Annotated in this window: 16 protein-coding genes; 5 read left to right on the top strand and 11 right to left on the bottom strand. The window is 73.9% G+C overall.

Features of this window, described 5'->3' with window-relative positions; translation table 11 throughout:
- Positions 1-21: 21 nt before the first annotated feature.
- Positions 22-1,593, bottom strand: coding sequence for a carboxyl transferase domain-containing protein (locus AC3ET4_RS05650; RefSeq protein WP_431946543.1), 1,572 nt, complete (start codon positions 1,591-1,593; stop codon positions 22-24).
- A gap of 488 nt (positions 1,594-2,081) precedes the next feature.
- Between AC3ET4_RS05650 and AC3ET4_RS05645 the strand changes: the two genes are divergently transcribed.
- Positions 2,082-2,840, top strand: a complete 759-nt coding sequence (locus AC3ET4_RS05645) for a DUF2637 domain-containing protein (RefSeq protein WP_431946541.1) — start codon at positions 2,082-2,084, stop codon at positions 2,838-2,840.
- Positions 2,841-3,006: 166 nt separating this feature from the next.
- Positions 3,007-3,174 (top strand): hypothetical protein, encoded by a 168-nt coding sequence (locus AC3ET4_RS05640; RefSeq protein ID WP_431946539.1) that lies wholly within the window; start codon positions 3,007-3,009, stop codon positions 3,172-3,174.
- Positions 3,175-3,311: 137 nt separating this feature from the next.
- Here AC3ET4_RS05640 and AC3ET4_RS05635 read toward each other — a convergent pair whose 3' ends face one another.
- The 4 genes from AC3ET4_RS05635 to AC3ET4_RS05620 all read right to left on the bottom strand — a co-directional run bounded on the left by AC3ET4_RS05635 (position 3,312) and on the right by AC3ET4_RS05620 (position 10,334).
- A complete protein-coding gene (locus AC3ET4_RS05635; protein ID WP_431946537.1) occupies positions 3,312-4,286 on the bottom strand; it encodes an esterase/lipase family protein in 975 nt (324 codons plus the stop codon).
- Between the two features lie 167 nt (positions 4,287-4,453).
- On the bottom strand, positions 4,454-5,437 hold the full coding sequence (locus AC3ET4_RS05630; protein WP_431946535.1) for a DNA polymerase Y family protein: 984 nt from the start codon (positions 5,435-5,437) through the stop codon (positions 4,454-4,456).
- Positions 5,434-8,892: a DNA polymerase III subunit alpha gene (locus AC3ET4_RS05625; RefSeq protein WP_431946533.1), complete on the bottom strand. Its 3,459-nt coding sequence runs from the start codon at positions 8,890-8,892 to the stop codon at positions 5,434-5,436. The genes AC3ET4_RS05630 and AC3ET4_RS05625 overlap by 4 nt, the downstream gene beginning before the upstream one ends.
- Before the next feature lie 224 nt (positions 8,893-9,116).
- A complete protein-coding gene (locus tag AC3ET4_RS05620) occupies positions 9,117-10,334 on the bottom strand; it encodes an amidase (RefSeq protein ID WP_431946531.1) in 1,218 nt (405 codons plus the stop codon).
- A 283-nt stretch (positions 10,335-10,617) separates the two neighbouring features.
- Here AC3ET4_RS05620 and AC3ET4_RS05615 point away from each other — a divergent pair, with 283 nt between their 5' ends.
- Positions 10,618-10,908: a hypothetical protein gene (locus AC3ET4_RS05615; protein WP_431946529.1), complete on the top strand. Its 291-nt coding sequence runs from the start codon at positions 10,618-10,620 to the stop codon at positions 10,906-10,908.
- A gap of 353 nt (positions 10,909-11,261) precedes the next feature.
- Here AC3ET4_RS05615 and AC3ET4_RS05610 read toward each other — a convergent pair whose 3' ends face one another.
- From AC3ET4_RS05610 to AC3ET4_RS05595, 4 genes are all read right to left on the bottom strand, one after another.
- Positions 11,262-12,296 carry a slipin family protein gene (locus AC3ET4_RS05610; RefSeq protein WP_431946688.1) on the bottom strand — a complete coding sequence of 345 codons (1,035 nt, stop codon included), beginning with the start codon at positions 12,294-12,296 and terminating at the stop codon, positions 11,262-11,264.
- Between the two features lie 79 nt (positions 12,297-12,375).
- A complete protein-coding gene (locus tag AC3ET4_RS05605) occupies positions 12,376-13,362 on the bottom strand; it encodes a helix-turn-helix transcriptional regulator (RefSeq protein ID WP_431946527.1) in 987 nt (328 codons plus the stop codon).
- 282 nt (positions 13,363-13,644) lie between these two features.
- Complete coding sequence (locus AC3ET4_RS05600; RefSeq protein ID WP_431946525.1) at positions 13,645-14,706, bottom strand: S1 family peptidase; 1,062 nt, start codon at positions 14,704-14,706, stop codon at positions 13,645-13,647.
- Positions 14,707-15,057: 351 nt separating this feature from the next.
- Positions 15,058-16,194: a DUF5685 family protein gene (locus tag AC3ET4_RS05595; protein ID WP_431946523.1), complete on the bottom strand. Its 1,137-nt coding sequence runs from the start codon at positions 16,192-16,194 to the stop codon at positions 15,058-15,060.
- A gap of 293 nt (positions 16,195-16,487) precedes the next feature.
- Here AC3ET4_RS05595 and AC3ET4_RS05590 point away from each other — a divergent pair, with 293 nt between their 5' ends.
- Positions 16,488-16,937, top strand: a complete 450-nt coding sequence (locus tag AC3ET4_RS05590) for a cell division protein SepF (protein ID WP_431946521.1) — start codon at positions 16,488-16,490, stop codon at positions 16,935-16,937.
- Between the two features lie 80 nt (positions 16,938-17,017).
- Here the strand turns inward: AC3ET4_RS05590 and AC3ET4_RS05585 are convergent, their stop codons facing one another.
- Together AC3ET4_RS05585 and AC3ET4_RS05580 are read right to left on the bottom strand one after the other, a co-directional pair.
- On the bottom strand, positions 17,018-18,202 hold the full coding sequence (locus AC3ET4_RS05585; protein WP_431946519.1) for an acyl-CoA dehydrogenase family protein: 1,185 nt from the start codon (positions 18,200-18,202) through the stop codon (positions 17,018-17,020).
- Positions 18,203-18,284: 82 nt separating this feature from the next.
- Entirely contained in the window at positions 18,285-19,913 is a 1,629-nt protein-coding gene (locus tag AC3ET4_RS05580; protein ID WP_431946517.1) for an MFS transporter, read from the bottom strand.
- 536 nt (positions 19,914-20,449) lie between these two features.
- Between AC3ET4_RS05580 and AC3ET4_RS05575 the strand changes: the two genes are divergently transcribed.
- Positions 20,450-21,454 (top strand): phosphatase PAP2 family protein, encoded by a 1,005-nt coding sequence (locus tag AC3ET4_RS05575; protein ID WP_431946515.1) that lies wholly within the window; start codon positions 20,450-20,452, stop codon positions 21,452-21,454.
- The last annotated feature ends 18 nt before the right edge of the window (positions 21,455-21,472 follow it).

Genomic DNA, 21,472 nt, shown 5'->3' with positions numbered 1-21,472 from the left:
GGCCCGCGAAGGGACGGGGCGTCAGCTCAGGCCCAGATTGCGGTAGCGGGTGCGGCGGGCGGCGAGGCGGACGGCACGGGGCCAGGTGCGCAGGGACGCGAGTTCGGCGCCCAGGACCGCGCCGAGGCGGGCGAGGAACGCCTCCGGCTCGTCCGCCGCGTCCGGCGTCTCCTCCACCACGCGGTCGACGATCCCGCGCGCGGCCAGGTCGGCCGACCGCGCACCCTGGCGGCCGGCCACTTCGTACGCCCGTTCCGTCGTCCGGTACAGGATCGCGGAGGCCCCCTCGGGCGGCAGCGGGGAGAGCCAGGCGTGCCGTGCCGCCACCACCCGGTCCGCGGGCAGCAGCGCGAGCGCGCCCCCGCCGGCGCCCTGCCCGAGCAGCAGGCACAGCGTGGGCGTGGGCACGGCCATCAGATCGGCGAGGGAGCGGGCGATCTCGCCCGCCAGGCCGCCCTCCTCGGCCTCCCGGGAGAGCGCGGCGCCCGCCGTGTCGACGACGGACAGCAGGGGCAGGTCCAGTTCCGCCGCGATGCCCATGCCGCGCCGGGCGACCCGCAGGCCGGCCGGGCCGAGCGCGGGCGGGCGGCCGTCGCCGGTCTCGCGCCGGTCGTGGCCGAGGACGACGCAGGGCGTGCCGCCGATGCGGGCGAGCGCGAGCAGGAGTCCGGGGTCCCGCTCCCCCGCACCGGTGCCGCTGAGCGGGGTCACGTCTCGGGCGGCCACCGCCAGCAGGGCCCGCAGGCCGGGCCGCTCGGGGCGCCGTGAGCGCCGGATGGACTCCTCGGCCGAGGGGACGGCGCGGGGTACGGCGGCGGCCTCGGGCTCGGTTCCGGGCTCCGGACCGGTTCCGGGCTCCGGCCCCGGCTCGGTGCGGGAGCCCCGCGCGCCCGTCGTGTCGCCGCACAGCACCCCGAGGACGCGTGCCACCGCGGCTGCGAGCTCCCCGGAGGGCAGGACCGCGTCGACGATGCCGTGGGCCAGCAGGTTCTCCGCGACCTGGACGCCGGGCGGGAACTGCTCTCCGTACAGGGCCTCGTGGACGCGCGGTCCGAGGAAACCGATGAGCGCGCCGGGTTCGGCGACGGTGACGTGCCCGAGCGAGCCCCAGGACGCGAAGACCCCGCCCGTGGTCGGATGCCGCAGGTACACCAGGTAGGGCAGGGCCGCGGCCTTGTGGTCGGCGATGGCTGCCGCGACCTTGACCATCTGCAGGAACGCGACGGTGCCCTCCTGCATCCGCGTCCCGCCCGAGGCCGGCGCGGCCAGCAGCGGCAGCCGCTCGCGGGTGGCCCGTTCGACGGCCCGTACGAGGCGTTCGCCCGCGGCGACGCCGATCGAGCCGCCGAGGAAGCCGAACTCGCCCGCCACGACGGCGACCCGGCGGCCGCGGATCCGGCCCGCACCGGTGACGACCGACTCGTCGAGACCGGTGCGCTCCCGTGCCCGGGCGAGGTCGGCGCGGTAGCCGGGATCGTCGAGATACCCGGGCAGAGCGGTCACGGGCTCGTCCCAGCCGCGCCAGGTGCCGGGGTGGACGACGGCGTCGAGGAGATCGAGGGCGGCCGCGCGCCGGGGCGTCGGTTCGGTCATGGCACCCACCCTAGGATGCCCGCGGCGACCCGCCGCCGGGGGCCGCCGCCTCACAGAACGCGGGGCGGTGTCACTCGTACGGCGCAACTCCATCACGGGTCGAGGGTCGTTGTGGGAATGTGGTCACAGTCGATCCCCAGAACGTGCCGTGTGCGCCGTCCGGGAGTGCGGTCCCCCGGACGCCGCCGGCGCCCGTCCGCCGCAGCCATCCGTACCGCCCGGCACAAGCCCTCCCCCTCGGGGAATGGATGCTCGTCCCGGGAACGGCGGGGCTCTTCGGCCGGAGTTGCGACGCCTACATCGAGCGTGGCGAGGAGCACGTTCCACTTGTGTACTGCTCTTCGGAACTGGAGCAGTTCGCCAACGAGATGGCCGGGATCGAGGGGGATTTCACCCGCCGCTGCTCCGGAGCCGATCCGGATGCGCGGTATTAGGGCGTGCATTCCCCGTACCCGCCGCCCGCGCCCGGCCCCGACAGGAATCTCTTCATGCCGCCTTTGCAGGACCGTTTCCGTTTCGAGAACGACGTGCCGTACGAGGACCACCACCTCAACGGCCACGCCATCTTCCGTCCCCGCCAGACCACGGACGACACTTCGGGGAACGGCGTGTTCTCCGCCCCGGACTACGACGTCCTGAACGGGGCGTGGACGTCCGAGGAGGAGCTGGCCCAGCTCCTGGAATCGCCTCTGCCGGAGGACGTGGACGAGGACGAGGACGACGACGTCTTCGCCGCGCCCTCCCCGCAGTCCGCGACCCACGAGCTGCCGCTCACCCGGCACCGGCACCGCAGGATCCGCCGGGCGGCGCTGCGCCAGAAGGTGAGCCGTACCCAGACGCTCAGCTTCGTCGTGGCGGCCGTCACCGCCACCATCGTGGCCATGGTGAGCGTGCTCGGCGGGATGGTCGCCCACGACCCGCTGCGCCACATCGCGTCCCCCGACGGGGCGTCGAAGCTGGCGAACTGGTGGCCGCTGCTCGTCTACGGCCCCTGGATGGTGGCCTCGTTGTCGATCCTGCGGGCCGCGCTCCACCAGCGCCGCGCCCCGCACTCCTGGGCGGTCGTCCTGCTCTTCTCCGCCTTCGCGATCCTGTTCTGCGTCGCCTCCGCCCCCCGGACGATCACCGACTGGACCGTCGCGAGCCTCCCGGCCATCGCCGCGCTGTCCTGCTTCCACCAGCTCGTGCGGCAGATCACCCTCACCCACCCCCCGCGGCGCACCTCCCGCAGCCGGCACGCCTCCTGAGGGGCGGGCACGGCGGACACCGCCCGCGATCCGCATCATTGGCGTGTCCATTGCGATGGTGTGAGGACGCCGGTGATCCAGTCGGGCAACGAGCCTTTCCTGGAGGGGACTGAACAAGCCCAGGGGCGCCTCGGTCGCCGCGGCCGTGGCCGCGACGCTCACCGGAATGCCGGCGCTCGCCGCCCCGGCGAACGCGAGCGCGCCCTGCAAGGCGTACGCGACGAGCGCGGCCTGCAAGACGGCCGGCCAGAACGTCGTCAACTCCGGCCAGGACTGCCAGTGCACGTGCACATGGGACAGCCCGGGCCACCTCCTGACGCTCTGGCTCGGCTGACGGCCCCGCCGGGACCGGGAACAGCAGCACCCGCGCCGCCTCGCCGACGACGGCGGGTGCACCGCCGCCGTCACCCGGTGCGCCGGTGCTGCTGCCCGCCCCCGCAGCCGCCGGGCGGCGGGGGCCGATGCGGACCGTCAGCTGAAGGCGTCCCCGCAGTCGGTCGCCTCGGCGTGCGCCGGGTCGAGGGCGTTGGCCGTCTCATGGAACACGATGCGGTCGGCCAGCCCGACGAGGACGTGCTCGGACAGGTCGAGCGGGCACAGGTCCTGCAGCACCACGTTGCGGACACCGGGGCCGGACAGGAACTGCGAGGTGTACGGCGTGACCACCTCGTCGTACCTGGTCGCGATCACCGTGTAGCGGATGCCTGGGAGGGTGTCCCCGCCGGCGTTCAGCCGGGTGAGGAAGGCCGATCCCGCCATCTGGTCGGTCAGTGCCTGCGGGGTGAGGTGCTCGATGGCCTCGGCCGCCCCGGGGAAGTAGGGCAGCAGCCTGAGCAGCCCGCCGAGGTCCGTCCCGTGGTTGCTGGGCGCCAGGCCGACGAGCGCGTTCACCTTCGGGGCGCCGCCCAGGAAGTTGATGTAGTGGCGCGGCATCACGCCGCCCTGGGAGTGCCCGACGATGTCGACCTTGGCCGCGCCGGTGGCCGCGAGCACCCGGTCGACGTGGTCGGCGAGCTGCCCGGCGGACGCGGCGATGGAGCCGAGCCCGTGGAAGAGGGGCACACCGGGCAGTTGGCCGTAGTCGAGGGAGTAGACGCAGTAGCCCCGCTTGACCAGGTAGGGCGCGAGGCCGAGCCAGTTGTCGACGGAGTTGCCGAAGGTCCCGTGGACGAGGACGACGGGCCGCGGGTGGGCGGCGGACGGCTTGCACGACCAGTTGTTCCACCCGCTGCTCGCGGCGGCGGTGACGGAGCCCGCGGAGGTGGCGTGGCCGGCCGCGCTGGCGGGGGGCGCGTCCGCCGCCGTGGTGGCCCTGGTGTCGTAGGCGGGCGCCTTCGCCAGCGCCGCCGGGGCGGTGTCCGCCAGGACGGGGGCGGTGATGAGGGCGGCGGTGAGAGTCAGCGCGGAGAGGAGCCGGAGCGCTGATCGCGGTCTGATGGGCGGCATCGAGCGATCTCCTCGCAGGTGGAAGGACTGGCTCCCGTGCGGCCTGTGATCCGGATCACCGGAGTGCTGAGCCTCCGTCAAATCTACGGAGGAGTAACAAGCCGTGCCAGCTACCTGCGGGTAAAAGAATCGCCGCAACGGTTGCGCGCCGGTGCCGCGACGAGGCGTCAGGCGGCGCCCGACAGCGTCGCGGGCATCAGCGCCCGCGGGCCGAAGCGGGCCCGCGCCCGGTCCGCGACCGCCTCGATCCGGCGCGCCTTCTCGTCCCCCGGATCCAGGCTGAGCTGCAGCGGCGCGAGAGCGGCGTCCGTCAGCCCCTCCGCGCGCAGCGCGAGTGCGCGCACCCGTGCCCGCTGCAGCCCCAGCCCCTCGTAGAGCCGGTACGCGGCCTCGGCGAGGACGGTGCCGTGGCCGCTCGGCTCGGGCAGCGCGCGGGTGCGGATGGTCGTGGAGCGGTCGGCATAGCGGACGGTGAGGGTCAGTGAGCCGGCGACCCTGCCCGACGCGCGCAGGGTGGAGCCCAGTTCCTCGGTGAGCGACAGCAGGGCGCGGCGGTGCCGCACCGGGTCCAGCTCGTCGTGGCCGAAGCGGCGTTCGGCGCCGGCCGAGCGGGCGGGGGCGTTCGGCACGACCGGGGTCGGGTCGATGCCGCGGGCCCGCTCGTGCGTCCTGCGACCCGCCGCGGCGCCCAGGATCCGCTGCAGGGTGCTCAGGGGCGCGGCCGCGACCCGGCCCACGGTGTCCAGGCCGTACGTGCCCAACTGCCGCGCCGTCGCCGGGCCCACCCCGTGCAGTGCCGCCACCGGGCGCTCGGCGAGGAAGGCCGCCGCGGCCGCGGGGTCGGTGGGCGCGACGCGCACCGCGCCCTCCGGTCCGTCCTGCGCCGCCATCCGGGCGAGCAGCGGGTTCGGGCCGACGCCGATCGTGCAGTCCACGCCGTGGAGCGCGAGCAGCCGCACCCGCAGCAGCGTGGCCAGTTCCGCGGCGTCGCGCCCGAAGTAGCGCAGCGCCCCGCGGACGTCGGCGAGCGCGGCGTCGGGCGGCAGTGCCTGGACGACGGGGGTGAGGTCGCCGAGCAGCGCGAGAAGCCGCTCGTACGCCGCCTCGCCGGCGTGGACATGCACGTACAGCACCTGCAGGTCGTCCGTCATCGTCCCGCGCTCCCCGGGCTGGAGTGCCACAGCTTGCGGCCGGTCGGGGCGCCCTCGCCCGCGGGCCGCAGATCGGCCCAGGGGTGCATCTCGTAAACGGTGGGCATGCGGACCCGGCGGCCCTCGGGCGGGGGCCCGGGGCGGCCTGCGGGTTCGCCCGGGGTCTCCGCCAGTCGTGCCGCGACCGCCTCCAGGCCGCCCTGCCTGCGCAGTTCGACCAGTTCGGCCAGGTTCCAGGCGGCGGCGCCGACGACGGACAGGCTCTGCGGTCCCCGGCGCTGGACCACCCCGCGGACCAGCAGCAGCCAGGAGTGGAAGACGGTGTGGGCGCAGGCCTCGTGGCTGTCGTCGAAGAAGGCGAGGTCGACCAGGCCGGTGCCGTCGTCGAGGGTGGTGAAGACGACCCGGCGCCCGGAGCGGACGGGCGGGGTCTGGGTGGCCGCCTTGGCCCCGGCGACCAGCACGGTCTCGCCGTGCCGCACCTCGCGCAGCCGGTTCGCCGGGATCGCGCCCAGCTCTTCCAGGAAGGCGAGGTGGTCGTCCATCAGATGGCGGGAGGCGTCCATGCCGAGGACGCCGAGTTCGGCGCCGAGCCGTTCGCCGTCGTCCATGTCGGGCAGGCCGATCGGCGCGAACGCCGGCTCGTCCGCCCCTCCGGTCAGGGTGAGCTGGCCGTCGTACGCCGACGCCCGGCCCTGCCGGTGCAGTTCCGCGACCTGGAGCAGCATGTCGCGGCGGTTGCCCCCGAAGGAGTCCAGCGCGCCGACCTGGACCAGGCGTTCGGCGGCGGCGCGGCCTGGGCGGGCGCGCTCCCACAGGTCCTGGAGGGAGGCGTAGGGCGCTCCGGCGGTGATCCGGGCGACCTCGGCCTCGCTGATGCCGTGCACCTCGCAGAGCGCGAGCCGCAGCCCCCACAGCTCCTCGCCACTCTCCTCACCGGACACCAGTTCGATTCGATAGGCCGCGCCCGACCGGTTGACGTCCAACGGCAGCACCGGCACCCCGCGCCGGCGGGCGTCCGCGAGCAGCAGCCGCTTGGGGTACATCCCGGGGTCGTGGGTGAGCACCCCGGCGTAGAAGGCCGCCGGGTGGTGCGCCTTGAGCCAGGCGGACTGGTAGGTCGGCACGGCGAAGGCGACGGCGTGCGCCTTGCAGAAGCCGTACGCGCCGAAGGCCGAGACGATCTCCCAGGTGTGCCGGATGACCTCGCGGGAGTAGCCGCGCTCCCGGGCCGCCTCCGCGAACCAGGCCCGCAAGCGCCCCTGCCGTGCCTCGTCCGACAGCGCGCGCCGGGCCTCGTCGGCGAACCCCCGGTCGCAGCCGGTCATGACGCACATGATGCCGATGAGCTGCTCGTGGAAGACGACCACCCCGTGGGTCTCGCGCAGCACGGGCTCCAGGTCGGGGTGCGGGTAGTGGACGGGCCTGCGGCCGTGCCGGGCCTCGATGAAGGGCCGCACCATGTCGGCGGCGACCGGCCCGGGACGGAAGAGGGAGATGTCCACGACCAGGTCGTGGAAGGTGGCCGGCTGCAGTCGCCCCACCAGGTCGCGCTGGCCGGGGGACTCGATCTGGAAGCAGCCCAGCGTCTCGGCGGAGCGGACCAGTTCGTACGTGGCGGGGTCGCCCTGCGGGATGCGGTCCAGGTCGATCCGGCCGCCGCCGGTCCGTTCCACCTCGTCCAGGGTGTGCGCCATCGCGGACTGCATGCGCACCCCGAGCACGTCGAGCTTGAGCAGCCCGAGGTCCTCGACGTCGTCCTTGTCGAACTGCGACATGGGGAAGCCCTCGCCGCTGGTCGGCACGACCGGGGTGCGGTCCAGCAGCCCGGCGTCCGACAGCAGCACCCCGCAGGGATGCATGGCGACCCCGCGGGGCAGCGCGTCCAGCGCCTCGACCAGCTCCCACAGCCGGCCGTGGTCCTCCCCCGCCACCTGCCGCAGCTCGGGCAGTTCGGCGAGCGCGGCCCGCGCGTCGCGGGCCCGGATGTGCGGGAAGGCCTTGGCCAGCCGGTCGGTCTCCTCCGGGTCCATCCCGAGGGCGGCGCCCACGTCGCGCACCGCGTGCCGGACGCGGTAGGTCTCGGGCATGGCGACGGTGGCGACTCTATCGCCGCCGAAGCGGTCCAGGATGCGCCGGTAGACCTCCAGCCGGCGGGCGGACTCCACGTCGATGTCGATGTCGGGCAGGGAGACGCGCCGGCCGGACAGGAAGCGTTCCATGAGCAGGTCGTGCTCGACGGGGTCGGCGGCGGCGATGCCCAGCAGGTGGTTGACGAGCGAGCCGGCGCCCGAACCGCGCGCGGCGACCCTGATGCCCATCCCCCGTACGTCGGCGACCACCTGGCCGACGGTGAGGAAGTACGACGCGAAGCCGAGTCGCTCGATGATCCGCAGTTCGTGGTCGAGCCGCGCCCAGTACTCCGGGTCCCGGTCGTGGCCCTCCCGGACCATCCCGGCGGCGCAGCGCGCACGCAGTACGCGGTCGGCGCTGCGGGCGCCGGCGCCGACGACCTCCGGCTCGGGGAAGTGCACCTGCCCGAGCCCCAGGTCCTCCTCCGGGTCGACGGCGCAGCCCGCGGCGGTCTCCTCGGTGGCCCGCAGCAGCCGGCGGGCGTCGCCGCGGGTGAACCCGGCCGCCTCCATGACCCGCTCGGCGGTGCGCGCCATGTCCCCGGAGTCCTTCAGCCAGCGCTCGCCGCTGTCCAGGCTCCCCGCGTCGCGTACGTCGACGGGCACCAGGCGGCGCGCCGAGTCCAGGACGTCGGCCACCTCCCCCTGGCCGGGGTCGGCGTAGCGGACGGCGTTGGTCAGCACCGGAACGACGCCCTGCTCGACGGCGAAGCCGACGGTGCGGGCGGCGAGCCGCAGCGAGCCGTGCCCGGTGCCGGTGCGGCCGTGGTGCACGGCCTCCAGACGCAGCGCGTCCCCGTACACCTCGCGCCAGGGGCGCAGCAGCCCGGCGGCCCGGTCGGGGCGTCCGGCCGCCAGCGCGCGGCCGACCTCGGAGTCCGCGCCGAGCAGCACGTACAGCCCCTCCCGGCCCAGGTCCCGCCAACCGATGCCGCCGTCGGCGTGGGCGGCGCTGACCAGCCGGCACAGCGCACCCCAGCCGCGGCGGTCCCGGGCGAGGAACACCGCCCGGTCGGTCGCCTCCGGCACGAAGGCGCCGCCGCGCACCGGGGTGCGGCGGCGGGGCTGCGGGCCGGCCTGCGGGCCGGTGCCCTCCCCCGCGTACGCCGCGGGCACCGCCAGGGAGACACCGAACAGCGGCCGCACCCCGGCCCGCGCACACGCCTTGGCGAAGCGCACCACCCCGGCCACCGTGTCCCGGTCGGTCAGCGCCAGCGCGTCCATCCCGCGTTCGGCGGCGCGCTCGGCGAGCTGCTCGGGGTGCGAGGCCCCGTACCGCAGCGAGAAACCCGAGACGGTGTGCAGGTGTGTGAATCCCGCCATGCGCACCTCCGACCGCCCGCTTCTCCCCCCTTCTCGAACCCTCTGCCTTCCACCATAGACCACTTATCGAACGCGTGTACGAAACCCGCCTCGGGTCGGCTCCCCAGCGACCCCGAGCGGGCCCGGACGGGAGCGCGCCGCGCACATCCCCGAGGTCATCACGCACAACCCGAGGTCACCGCCGCCGCACCCCACGACGCCGCTCCCGGGCACGGACCCCGCCCTCACCCCGGCATGACGACGGGAGCGAGCCCGGCCGCCCACCGCAGCAGCTCCTCGTCCTCACCGGGGCGCCCCACGACCTGCAGTCCGAGCGGCAGACCGTTCGCCGCGGACCCGGCGGGCAGGCTCACCGCGGGGAAGCCGGCGTTGCTCCACGGCAGGCACATCACCGCGTCGCCGGTGCCCGCCAGCCCGAAAGGTGCGGGGCCGGTGGCGGACGGCGCCAGCCAGAGGTCGACCGCCCCCATGGCCGCCAGCAGCCGCTCGCGGAAGACCCGGCGCTCGCCCACGGCCCGCTCGTAGTCGTCGCGGCCGATGGCGTGGCCCTCGCGGATGGCGGCGACGGTCTGCTCCCGGTAGAGGTGGCCGTACCGGGGGAACCAGTCGGCGTGCGTACGGGCGACCTCGAAGCGGTTCATGACGTACAACTGCCGGACGACCGCCGCGAAGTCGGGCATCAGCGGCACCTCGCGCACCGTCCAGCCCGCCGACTCCAGCCGCTTGACCTGCGCCGCGAAGGCTTCCCGGGCCTCCTGCCCCGCCCGGTCCAGATACGGGCCGACCGGGACGCCGAGCACCGGCGGGCCCTCGCCGGCCGGCTGCTCCCGCCAGTCGTCGCACAGGACACGGGCGCCCCGCGCCGCCGTCGCGACGTCCGCGGCGAGCACCCCGACCGTGTCGAAGCTCGGTGCGTTGGCGATCACCCCGTCCACCGGAACGCGCCCGAAGGTCGGCTTGAAGCCCACCACCCCGCAATAGGCCGCGGGCCGGATCACCGAGCCGACGGTCTGCGTCCCGACCGCCAGCGGCACCAGTCCCGCCGCCACCGCCGCAGCCGAGCCGCTGCTCGAACCCCCGGGGGTGTGGGCGGTGTTGCGCGGGTTGCGGGTGGGGCCCGGAGCGGTCACCGCGAACTCGGCCGTCACCGTCTTCCCCGCGACCAGCGCCCCGGCTCCCCGCAGCCGGTCCACCAGCGACGCCTGCGGTCCGGCCAGCGCCTCCGGCGGCACCGCGGACCCGGCCCTGGTCTCCATCCCGTCGATCCGGACGATGTCCTTGACGCCCACCATCACCGCGGACAGCGCCCCCGGCGGCGCCGCGGCCGCCTCGGCCAGCTCTGCCGCCAACCGGCCCCTCCGGTCCGGCTCTCGCACGAACGCCTTGATCCGGGCGTCGAGCCGGTCGATGCGGTCGCACGTTCGTGTCACCAGATCCGTCACGGCGGACACGCTACGCCGGACCGCCCCTCTGCACCCCGGACACGGCGTCATCGCCCCGACCCGCGGGTCCCGGTGGCGCCGGGCGGGCGGCCGGGCCGCGAGGGAGGCAGGGCAACGCACCCTCCAGGACGGCCCAAACACCGCACGGGTGCGAGATGTGTCACCTCCGGGCGCCCCATCGATGCTCCTCCGTCCCATGCGTCGACCCGCGTCACGCGAAGCGCCACCCCGGTGCTGCCGAGAAGTTGCGTCGGCAAGGGGACGGCACGGTTTACTGAACGCCATGACGGCGACCGACACCCTCTCCAAGCCCGTGACGCACCGCGGACGGCCGCGCATGGTGAGCCTCCTGCGCCGCCTCGCGGACTCGGGTCTGGTGGAACCGCCGTACGGCGCACGGCCCCCGCAGCACCCGGGGGACGAGGAAGCCGAGGTCTGGGACGACTTCCGGCACCGGCTGGCGGCCCTGCTGGTCGGCCTGCACGAGGAGGCCAAGGCGCCGCGCCCGGCGCACCGGACGGCGCACGTCGGCGCGACGGTCATGGCCTTCCCCCTGCAGCGCCGGTTCCGCTGATCTACGCGAGCCCGGCCCCCAGGGCCCTGCGCTCCGGACCCCGAGCACCGCGCCCGGCTGCCCCGGCGCCAATGCGTTCGCCCCGCAACGTGGTTGTGTGGAATCCACCCGCTGTGGGGCGGTTCCGCCCTCCCCCAGTGGCGGGAACAGGACAGGGCGCCCACCGGGCGACGGTGGCGCCGGGCCCGGCCGGCGGTCGCGGCGGGGCACCGCTTCGTCCAGGTCTACGCGACCCCGGACAGCGCCCCCATCCTGCGGCTGGGCCTGCGGCCGGTGGCGGCGGCCGTGCCGTACGTCTGGCGACCGGACGGGCCGCAGGCGGAGGACGGACTCAGCTGGCGGGTGGGGCGGACTCAGCTGACGTCGGTGGGCCGCTGCGGCCCGAGGGTGTCCAGCAGCGGGTCCGCGGCGAGGTTCCCGCGCACCTCGGCGGGAAGCTCCTCGGCGGTCCCGGTCGTCCCGACCGTCCCGACCGTCCCGGCGGTCCCGGTCGGCGGCGTGCCGGAGTCGGACGGGCCGGGCTCCGGCGCTGCGGACTCGTACGAGTCGGCGGTGCCCCGAGGAGCAGGCGTGGATGCGGGACCGGCCGCCACACCGGGTCCGGCCGGGGGCCGCTGTTCGACGACCGCGGGGTAGGCGTTCTGGGCCCGCTCGAGGAAGCGCAGCAGCTCCACCGGGAAGGGAAGCACGAGCGTGGAGTTCTTCTCCGCGGCGACGGCGACGACGGTCTGCAGCAGGCGCAACTGGAGTGCGGCAGGGGTGTCGCTCATGACTGCCGCGGCGTCGGCGAGCTTCTTGGACGCCTGGAACTCGGCGTCCGCGTTGATGATGCGCGCCCGGCGCTCGCGCTCGGACTCGGCCTGGCGGGCCATCGAGCGCTTCATGGCCTCCGGCAGCGACACGTCCTTGATCTCGACACGGTCGATCTGCACGCCCCAGCCGATGGCCGGGCTGTCGATCATCAGCTCCAGGCCCTGGTTGAGCTTCTCGCGGTTGGAGAGCAGGTCGTCCAGGTCGCTCTTGCCGATGATCGACCTCAGCGAGGTCTGGGCCATCTGCGAGACGGCGAACCGGTAGTCCTCGACGTTGATGATCGCGTCGGCGGCGTTGACGACCTTGAAGTAGACCACCGCGTCCACCCGGACCGTGACGTTGTCGCGGGTGATGCCCTCCTGGGCGGGCACCGGCATCGTCACGATCTGCAGGTTCACCTTCCGCATCCGGTCGACGACCGGCACGATCATGGTGAATCCCGGGGGCCGTACGCCGCCCCTCACCCGGCCGAGCCGGAACACCACGCCCCGCTCGAACTGCTGCACCACGCGGGCTCCTGCCAGAAAGTACAACGCTCCTGCCGAGAGCACACCGGCTATCAACTCGACGACCATCACAGCCCCCGGGTGTCTGGAATCGCGGTACTTCCACGGTACCTCGCGGGTAACCTGCGGGAAACGGGGCGGAGGCCGCTCACGGTCCCGGTGGCGCCCCGGCGGCGTCCCCCCGCGGCGCGCCCGCCGCCCGGGCGAGCCGGTCCGCGACGGCCCGGAGCCGTTCGGCCGGCTCCAAGGGCTCCCGCACCTCGCAGTCGACACCGAGCATGCCGATGGAGACGGCGAGCGCGTCGAGGGACTCCGAACCGGCGCGCAGCACGCAACTGTCCGGCCCGGTGGATTCCACGGTCGCGTACGCGGCGTACTCGGCCACCGCCTCGGCGGGGGCGTGCACGACGACGACGGCCTGGTGGCGGTAGGCCCGCGAGGTGACGCCGTGGGCGACGTACGACGCGGCGTCGGCCGGCGGCCGCCGCGGCGTGAAGCGGGGGCCGGTCGGGGACTTCAGGTCCATCCGGTCCACACGGAAGGTCCGCCAGTCCTGCCGGTCGGTGTCCCAGGCGAGCAGATACCAGCGGCGGCCATGGTGCACCAGGCTGTGCGGCTCCACGGTGCGGCGGCCGACAGCGCCGCCGTGCGCCCGGTAGTCAAGCGCAGCCGTTCGCGGTCGCGGCAGGCGGCGCCGATCACGGTCAGCGCTTCCGGGGCGACGGCGCCCGGAAAGGCCCGCGGGCCGGGAGACCGCGACGGCTTCCATGGCCTGGGCGCGGCGACGCAACCGGGCGGGCAGCACCTGCTCCAGTTTGGCCAGGGCGCGCAGCGAGGTCTCCTCGATCCCCTCGACGCTGCCGCCGGCGCCGGTGCGCAGGCACAGCGCGACCGCGATCGCCTCCTCGTCGTCGAGCAGCAGCGGGGGCAGCGCGGCGCCCGCGCCCAGCCGGTAGCCGCCGGCCGGGCCAGGCGTGGCGTGCACGGGGTAGCCCAGGGCGCGCAGCCGCTCCACGTCGCGGCGCACCGTGCGGGCGGTGACGTCGAGGCGCTCGGCGAGTTCGGGCCCCGTCCAGTCGCGCCGGGACTGGAGCAGGGACAGCAGGCGCAGCAGTCGGGCGGAGGTTTCAGGCACAGCGGCAGTCTGACAGGCATCGCGGACGGGTCCTGACCGCGATCCGCCCTACCGTGACCGCCCATGGAGACGATCCCCGAAGGCGCCGTGCTGGACCGCCGGACACTCAACCGCTCGCTCCTGGCCCGGCAGTCGCTGCCGGGCCGGGTGCGCACCGGCGCCGCGCAGATGATCGAGGGGCTGGTGGGACTGCAGGCGCAGGAGCCCGCGCCCGCGTGCCCGGCGGCCGTGCGGCCGCCGGGCACGTCCGTGACGGAAGGGAGGCGCGGACCTCCCGGAGGGTCAGAAGACGCTGACGCCGTAGACGCTGAGCGCCTCCGTCACCGGCTGGAAGAAGGTCGTCCCGCCGGTGCGGCAGTCGCCGCTGCCGCCGGAGGTCAGACCCAGGGCGATGCCGCCGGAGGTGTACAGCGCGCCGCCGGAGTCGCCGCCCTCGGCGCACACATTGGTGCGGATCATCTGGTAGACCACGTCGCCGCCGCCGTAGTTGACGGTGGCGTTGAGGCCGGTGACCGTACCGCTGTGGATGCCGGTGGTGGAGCCGTCACGCAGGACGGCCTGGCCCACGAAGGCGTTGCCGGCACTGGTGATGTCGGTGTTGCCGGCCGTACCGCTCTTGGTGACGGAGGTGTTGCTGTACCGGACCAGGGCGTAGTCGTTGGTCGGGAAGCTGTAGCCGGCGTTCGAACCCAGCACTGTGGTCTGGCCGGAGTTGGAGTACCAGGTGGAGGCGACCTCGGCGCAGTGCCCGGCGGTGAGGAAGTAGTTGGTGCTGCCGCTGCGCACGTTGAAGCCCAGCGAGCAGCGGTAGCCGCCGCCGTAGATGGCGTCGCCGCCGGCTATCAGCCGCTTGTAGGTGCCGGCCTCGCGGCGGAGGGTGACCGCGTCGCCGTAGGAGGCGGTGGCTTCCCGCAGCTTGGCCATCTCGGCGCCGGAGACGGTGCTGTCGGCCGTTATCTCCAGTCGGTTGGTCCTGGGGTCGACGACCCACGAGGTGCCCGCGACGTCCGCGGCGAGCGTGGCCTTGCCGGCCTTCTCCAACTGGGCGGTGCTGTGCGCCACGAGCTTCGGGACCGCGCCGGCCGCGCTGACGGCCCGGGCCGCCTTGTCGTTGGTGACGTTGACGACCATGGCCTTGGCCTTGGCGTCGTAGTACGCACCTGCGGTGGAGGTGGAGCCGAGGGACGTGGTGAGTGCGGCTGCGGCCTCGGGGGTCGCCGTGGGCGCGGGGGCGGCCTGGGCGGCGGGCAGGGCGAGCGCGGTGGCCGCGAGCAGACCGGACGCCACAGCGATCAGCCGTGCGCGTCTCGGGACGAGGGTGTGAGTGGTGCGCTTGATCCTCACGGTTTCCTCCTGTGGGGGAAGGGAAGTTGACCCGCGTAGCGCGGGCCGGTGAGGCGCAGTGAAGGCGCCGCCTTGCTGTGGGGATGGCGTGTTCCTGACAATTCCTACGCCTCACCGGGAGTATTCAGAGTCGGGCACAAGCGCACAAGGGCGGGTTTCGGCCGCATCACACTCCCGTAACACTCCGATACCGGCGTGTATCCGCTTACATGACGACGTATCACCTGCTACTCCACGCACCGGCTGGCGAGATGCCCGCCTTTTCGGCCCAGCCTCAGCTTTGGCGCGAAGGGACGGCTCCGCTGCCCCTGCCCCTGCCCCGGGGCCGGCGCCGGATCAGCCGGCGCTGCGTCAGCAGTCGCAGCCGCAGCAGTCGCAGTCGCAGCAGCCGTCTCCACAGCTGTCTCCGCAGCCGCAGTCGCAGTCGCACCTGGAGCACCAGCCTTCGCGCCGTTCACCGCTCCAGGGGTCGTCATAGTGCTCCTGGCAGCAGAGCCGGCAGGTGCAGCAGAGCCCCGCGAACACCGCACACCCGGCGAGGAGTCCTCGGCGGGGGCCCTGTCGGCGCGCAGGGCCGGGGGTCCGCCAGGGCGACCCCACCGGACCTCCGGGCCCGCCCGGGTGGTGTGCGCACGAGGCGCCGAACACCCGGTCCACGGACCGCCGCAGCTCGTGGGCGAGCAGGAGGCGGGCGAGGGCGCCGTCGGTGAACTCGACCTCGCGCAGCGCCAGCCGGATGCCGTGCACGGCGTCGTCGCACAGCCGCCGCGCCTCCTCCAGGCTCGCGCCGGTGGCGGTCAGCGGGTTCCACGCCCCCGCCGCCGCGTCGGCGTCCAGGTCCTCCACGGCGTCGAGCAGGTGCGCGAGACGGCCGAAGAGCCGGCCCGCCTCCTCCAGCGGGGCACGGTTCGCCGGGCGTCCGGCCAGCACGGCCGTGTGGGCGAACGCGGCGGCGGTCGCGGTCTCGGTGGGCTCGGTGACGGTCGGCAGCGATGTGCCGGGCCCCGCGGCCGCCTCCACGGCGGTCTGCCGGCCGGCCGCCTCCACCAGCACCGCGGTGTCGAAGCCGAGCCCCGAACCGGTCACGGCCCCCGCGCGGTCCCAGCGCCGGGCCACCGAGCGGGCCGCGGCGGCGACCGGGCGGCGGGCCGGCAGCCCGTCCCCGTCCGCCATGTGGTCGCGCAGCTTCGCCGAGGCCAGCACCAGCGAGACCGCGGCGGCCAGCCGGGCGCCCTCCCCTGTGGCGACGAGCGCGGTGCGCATCGCGCGCAGCGGGCACCGCCCCGCGGTGCGGCGACGGCTCTCCGTCCGTCCGGCCTGCGCCTCGACCAGCACCGAGATGACGAGCCCGTCGTAATTCGTGGCGGGCCTGGCCAGTTGACCGTGCTCATCCCGCAGGACGAGGCAGAGGCCGCACAGATGAGCCGCCCACTCCATGGCGAGCCTCTCCGGCAGACGGTGCCTGCACGGCCTGACGATTCCGAACATCGCGGTCCCCCGTACGTCATTCGCAGCAGCGGAGCATGTCATCGGCTGGTCGTCCGGTACCCCCGCCCGTTCGGCTGTCCGGCGGTGCGCCCTCACTCTACCGAGCGAGACCCTTTCCGATGATCCGTCAGAAGACGTATGACATGGGTTGACTGGGGGCCACTAGTGCGATTTATGCACCAGGTCTGTCACGAATCCACCCCACAGTGGGTATCCGCTTGGCGCAACATCCGCATCATGCACGACCATAGAGGTGCGGACGGCAGACTGACCGCGTGCGAGAGGAGGCGTCCATGGGATCGGTACGACGGGCGAGCGCCTGGCTGGGACTCGTCGACGACAACAGCGCCGAGGAGTACTACGACGAGGATTACGCCGATTACGGCGACGGCGCCGAGGCGTCCTCCCCCGACTCCTGGGTCACCGACCCCCGCGTGCGCGTGGCCTCCGACTCGGCGGAGGAGCAGGGCCGCAGGATCGCCACCGTCACCCCGGACGGCTTCCGGGACGCCCGCGGCATCGGCGAGCTGTTCCGGGACGGCGTCCCGGTCATCGTCAACCTGACGGCCATGGAGCCCGCCGACGCCAAGCGCGTCGTCGACTTCGCGGCCGGTCTCACCTTCGGTCTGCGCGGTTCCATCGACCGTGTGGCCAACCGCGTCTTCCTGCTGACCCCGCCCGACTACCTGGTCGTCAACGCCGACAACAAGCGCGGCGGCGACGGGTTCTTCAACCAGAACTGACCGCGGCGGCCCCCGGTGCCGCGGACACCGGAGCGCGCCGCGGACACCGGAGCGCGCCGCGGCCACCGGAAGGCGCCGCTCTACCGGAAGGCGTCCAGGCCGGTGAGCGCCTTGCCGAGCACGAGCTGGTGCATCTCGACGGTGCCCTCGTAGGTGAGCACCGACTCCAGATTGGTCGCGTGCCGCATGACGGGGTACTCCAGGGAGATGCCGTTCGCGCCGAGCACGGTCCGGGCCGTGCGGCAGATCTCGAGCGCCTCGCGCACATTGTTGAGCTTGCCGAAGCTCACCTGCTCCGGACGGAGCGTCCCCGCGTCCATGCGCCGCCCGAGGTGGTGGGCGAGGAGGACGCCCTTGTGCAGTTCCAGCGCCATGTCGGCGAGCTTCGCCTGGGTCAGCTGGAAGCCGCCGATGGGCCGGCCGAACTGCTCACGGGTGCGGGCGTACTCCAGAGCCGCCTCGAAACTGCTGCGCGCGGCGCCCATGGCGCCCCAGACGATGCCGTAGCGGGCGTGGTTCAGGCAGCTGAGCGGACCGCGCAGGCCGGTGACCTCGGGGAGGACGGCGTCGGCGGGCAGGCGCACGTCGTCCATCACCAGCTCGCTGGTGACGGAGGCGCGCAGCGACCACTTGTGCTTGATCTCGGGGGCGGAGAACCCGGGGGCGTCCGTGGGCACGGCGAAGCCGCGGATGCCCTCGTCGGTGCGGGCCCACACCACGGCGACGCCGGCGACCGAACCGTTGGTGATCCACATCTTGCGGCCGTTCAGGATCCAGTCGGATCCGTCCCGCTTGGCGTGGGTGCGCATGCCCGCCGGGTCCGAGCCGTGGTCCGGTTCGGTGAGTCCGAAGCAGCCGATGACCTCGCCGGCCGCCATCTGCGGCAGCCACCGCTGCTTCTGCTCCTCGGAGCCGTAGCGGTGGATGGCGTACATCGCCAGCGAGCCCTGGACGGAGACCAGCGAGCGGATGCCGGAGTCGGCCGCCTCCAGCTCCAGGCAGGCCAGGCCGTACTGCACGGCGGTGGCGCCCGCGCAGCCGTAGCCCGTCAGCGACATGCCCAGCGCGCCGATCGAACCCAGTTCCCGGGCCAGCTCGCGGATCCCGGGCAGTTCGCCGCGCTCGTACCACTGCGCCACGTGCGGCAGCACGCGGTCGGCGGCCCAGCCGCGGACGGTGTCCCGCACCGCGCGGTCCTCGTCCTCCAGCAGGTCGTCGAGGCCGAGCGGGTCGTACGGGTCGAACTGCGGCTTTCCAGCGGACATCGTCGTCCTCTCCGGTGATCACTGCGCTTCGCCGACGAAGCTACTTCCGCGGCGGGAGCGGGTAAAGCCCCCGGAGGTGTGCTCAGCGCGACGCGTCGGCGCCGGCCAGGGCGTGCTCGCGGGGCGCCGGGATCCCGGGCGCCGCGGGCCACTGGGCCGCCGCGCCGCACTCCATACGGCGGGGCAGCCGCAGCGCGGCGACCGCGCCGAGCAGCAACAGGGCCGCGCTGACCACCAGGGTGAGGTGCATCCCGTGGACGAAGGCGTGGCGTGCGGCATGCCGCAGGGACGCCCCGGCCGAACCGCCGAGGTGGTCGGAGACCTCGTAGGCCTCGCCGAGCGACTTCCCGGCCGACGCGCGGGCGTCCGCCGGCACTCCGGGGACCCGGCCGACGGCGGGGGCGTAGGCGGCGTTCATGACGCTGCCCAGCAGGGCGATGCCGAGGCCGGCGCCCAGTTGGTAGGACGTCTCGCCGATCGCCGCCGCGCCGCCCGCCTGTTCCGCGGGTGCGTCGCTGAGCATGGACTCGTACGCGCCGAAGAGCGTGGTCTCCAGCCCGAAGCCGAGCAGAACGAAACCCGCGGTCAGCACAGCGGGCCGGTCGTGCTGGCCCATCAGGGTCAGCACGAGCACCGCGCCTGCGGTGAGGACGAAACCGGAGCTCACCATGGCACGCGGGCCGAGGCCGCCGAGCATCCGCGAGCCCAGGAGCCCCGCGGCCATGGCGGCGAGGGTGAGCGGCAGCAGCCGCACCCCCGTCTGCAGCGGGCTCAGGTCGAGGACCAGTTGCAGATACTGAACGGCGATCAGTTCGAGGCCGACGAGGGCGAGCAGCGCCAGCACGATGCAGCCCACGGAGGTGCCGAAGGCCGGCCTGCCGAACATGCGTATGTCGATGAGCGGGTGCTCGCGCCGCCGCTGCCGGCGTACGAACAGCACCAGCAGGGCCGCCCCGGCGAGCAGCGGGACGAGCGCGGAGGGCTCGTACGGAGCCGCTCCGCCGCCGATCTGCTTGACGCCGAGGATGGCGCCGAGGATGCCCAGCGCGGCCATCACCGCGCCGAGGACGTCCCAGGGACCGTCCAGCTTGCCGCGCGACTCCGGCAGCAGCCAGCGGGCCACCGGAAGGATGGCTGCCATCAGCGGGATGTTGATCAGAAAGACCGAGCCCCACCAGAAGTGCTCGACGAGGAAGCCGCCGAGGACCGGCCCGACGGCCGCGCCGACGGCCGCGACGGCGCTCCACACGCCGATGGCGACGGCCCGCTCCTGGCGGTCGGGGAAGACCTGCCGGAGGATCGACAGCGTCGCCGGCATGATCATCGCGCCGCCGACGCCGAGCAGAGCGCGGGCCGCGATGAGGACGCGCGGGTCGGGTGCGAAGGCGGCCACCGCCGAGGCTGCCGCGAAGATCGTGTAACCGAGCAGCAGGATCCTGCGCCTTCCGACCCGGTCGCCCAACGTGCCGAAGAGGATGAGCAGGGACGCGGCGACGAGCGGGTAGGCGTCGACGATCCACAGCAGCTCTATCGCTCCGGGGCGCAGGTCCTCGCTCACCGCGGGAACGGCGACGTGCAGCACGGTCGCGTCGAGCGCGACGAGCAGCAGGCTGACGCAGAGGACGATCAGCACGGTCCAGCGGTTGACCGGCCGAGTGTGCCGTGGGACGGCGGCAGGCGCGGGGATGCCGGCCGAGGACGTCCCTGTCATGTACGTACCTCCCAGCGGTGCGCTCGCGGTCGCTGGGCAGGACGAGGGGACGGTCCTGGGGGAACCCAGTGACGAGGGCGAGTGAAGTCGTCAGACTACGCGAGTCCGCGCCGATGGCGAGTGGCGCGTGTCACGTTCTCCCGTGACCGGCACAGCGCAGGCCACGCGCCGGCCACCCACGGGTCACCCGTGCGAGAACTGCCGGACACCTCCCTTGCGCGGGCGAACGGGCATCCGCCCGGATCGCCGGCGCTCGGACCGGCCGGGCCGGCGAGCCGCCCCGAGGGGGGCGAGCCCCGGCGGAAGTGACGGCCGATCAACGGCGGCCACTGCGCACGAAAAACCATGGCCGTATTTTCCGCGAACAGCACTCGGCGCACGTCGAAACACAAAAACAATGAGTTCCCGCATTCGGCTCAATGCACATGCCGGCCCTGCCGCCATTGGGTGGAGTGAGACGCAGTCCACATCACATGGTCATTACGAACCAGCCCTTCCGGCCGAACTCCGCCATCACACGCTGTAACGTCGATTGAGTGCGTACCGATGACAAGCCTCGCCTCGTGGAGGAGCCCGGGACAGCTCAGGCGCCACCCGGCATGAGCCGGACACGCGTACTGCTGTTCGGCTCGACGCTCGTGGCCTATGTGGCCATCGTCGTAGCCGTCCTGACCACGTCCAAACTCGTGACGCTGGACTGGCAGGTGATGATGTGGCGGCCGTACAAGCAATGGCCGCAGATCCACGCGTTCCTCGACTACTTCGTCGTCCTGGGACAGCGCGGCCCGACGGCCGTGATCGTGGCCTCCTGGCTGGGCTGGCGCGCCTGGCGTCAGCGCACCCTGCACCCGCTGCTCGTGCTGGGCACGTCGCTGCTGCTGCTGAACGTCACGGTGGGCGCGGTGAAATACGGTCTCGGCAGGCTGGGCCCGCACTACGCGACCACCGCCGGATCCGCCGAACTCTTTGCCGGCGGCGATATATTTCCCTCCGGTCACACCGCGAACGCCGTGGTGACCTGGGGCGTCCTGGCCTATCTCGCCTCCACCCCGTGGGTCCGCCGGGTCGCCTCCGTGATCGCCGCCCTGCTGGCGCTGGGCGTCGGCATGACCACCATCTACCTCGGCACCCACTGGGTCAGCGACGTCCTGCTCGGCTGGGCGGCCGGCCTGCTGATCCTGCTGGCACTGCCCTGGTTCGAGCCCCTGATGGCCTCCGCCGAGCAGCGGATCACAGCCGCCTGGGAGCGGCGCCGCGCCACCGGCCCGGTTCCGGCGGCAGCCCGCCTCGCGAACACGGCGGCGGCCCCCGGCCAGCTCTGCGACAACCCGGACGGCCTACTCGAGCCCGTCGTTCTCAGCGGCCGCGCGACGGCGTCCGCCTCGGGGGTACCGCACCACCCGGCACATCCGCACACCAACCGGCACGAGCGCACCCCGGTCACCCCCTCCGGCAGCCGCCGACCGCCCGCCGACCGGCCGGGCCGCCCGGCGCCCGTCGGCCAGGCCGGCGCTGCCCGCCGCCGCGGCGCCACCGGCTGACCGGCCGCGGGGCAGGTA

Source organism: Actinacidiphila sp. bgisy167 (assembly GCF_057707665.1).
This window is presented reverse-complemented; position numbering and strand designations above follow the sequence as displayed.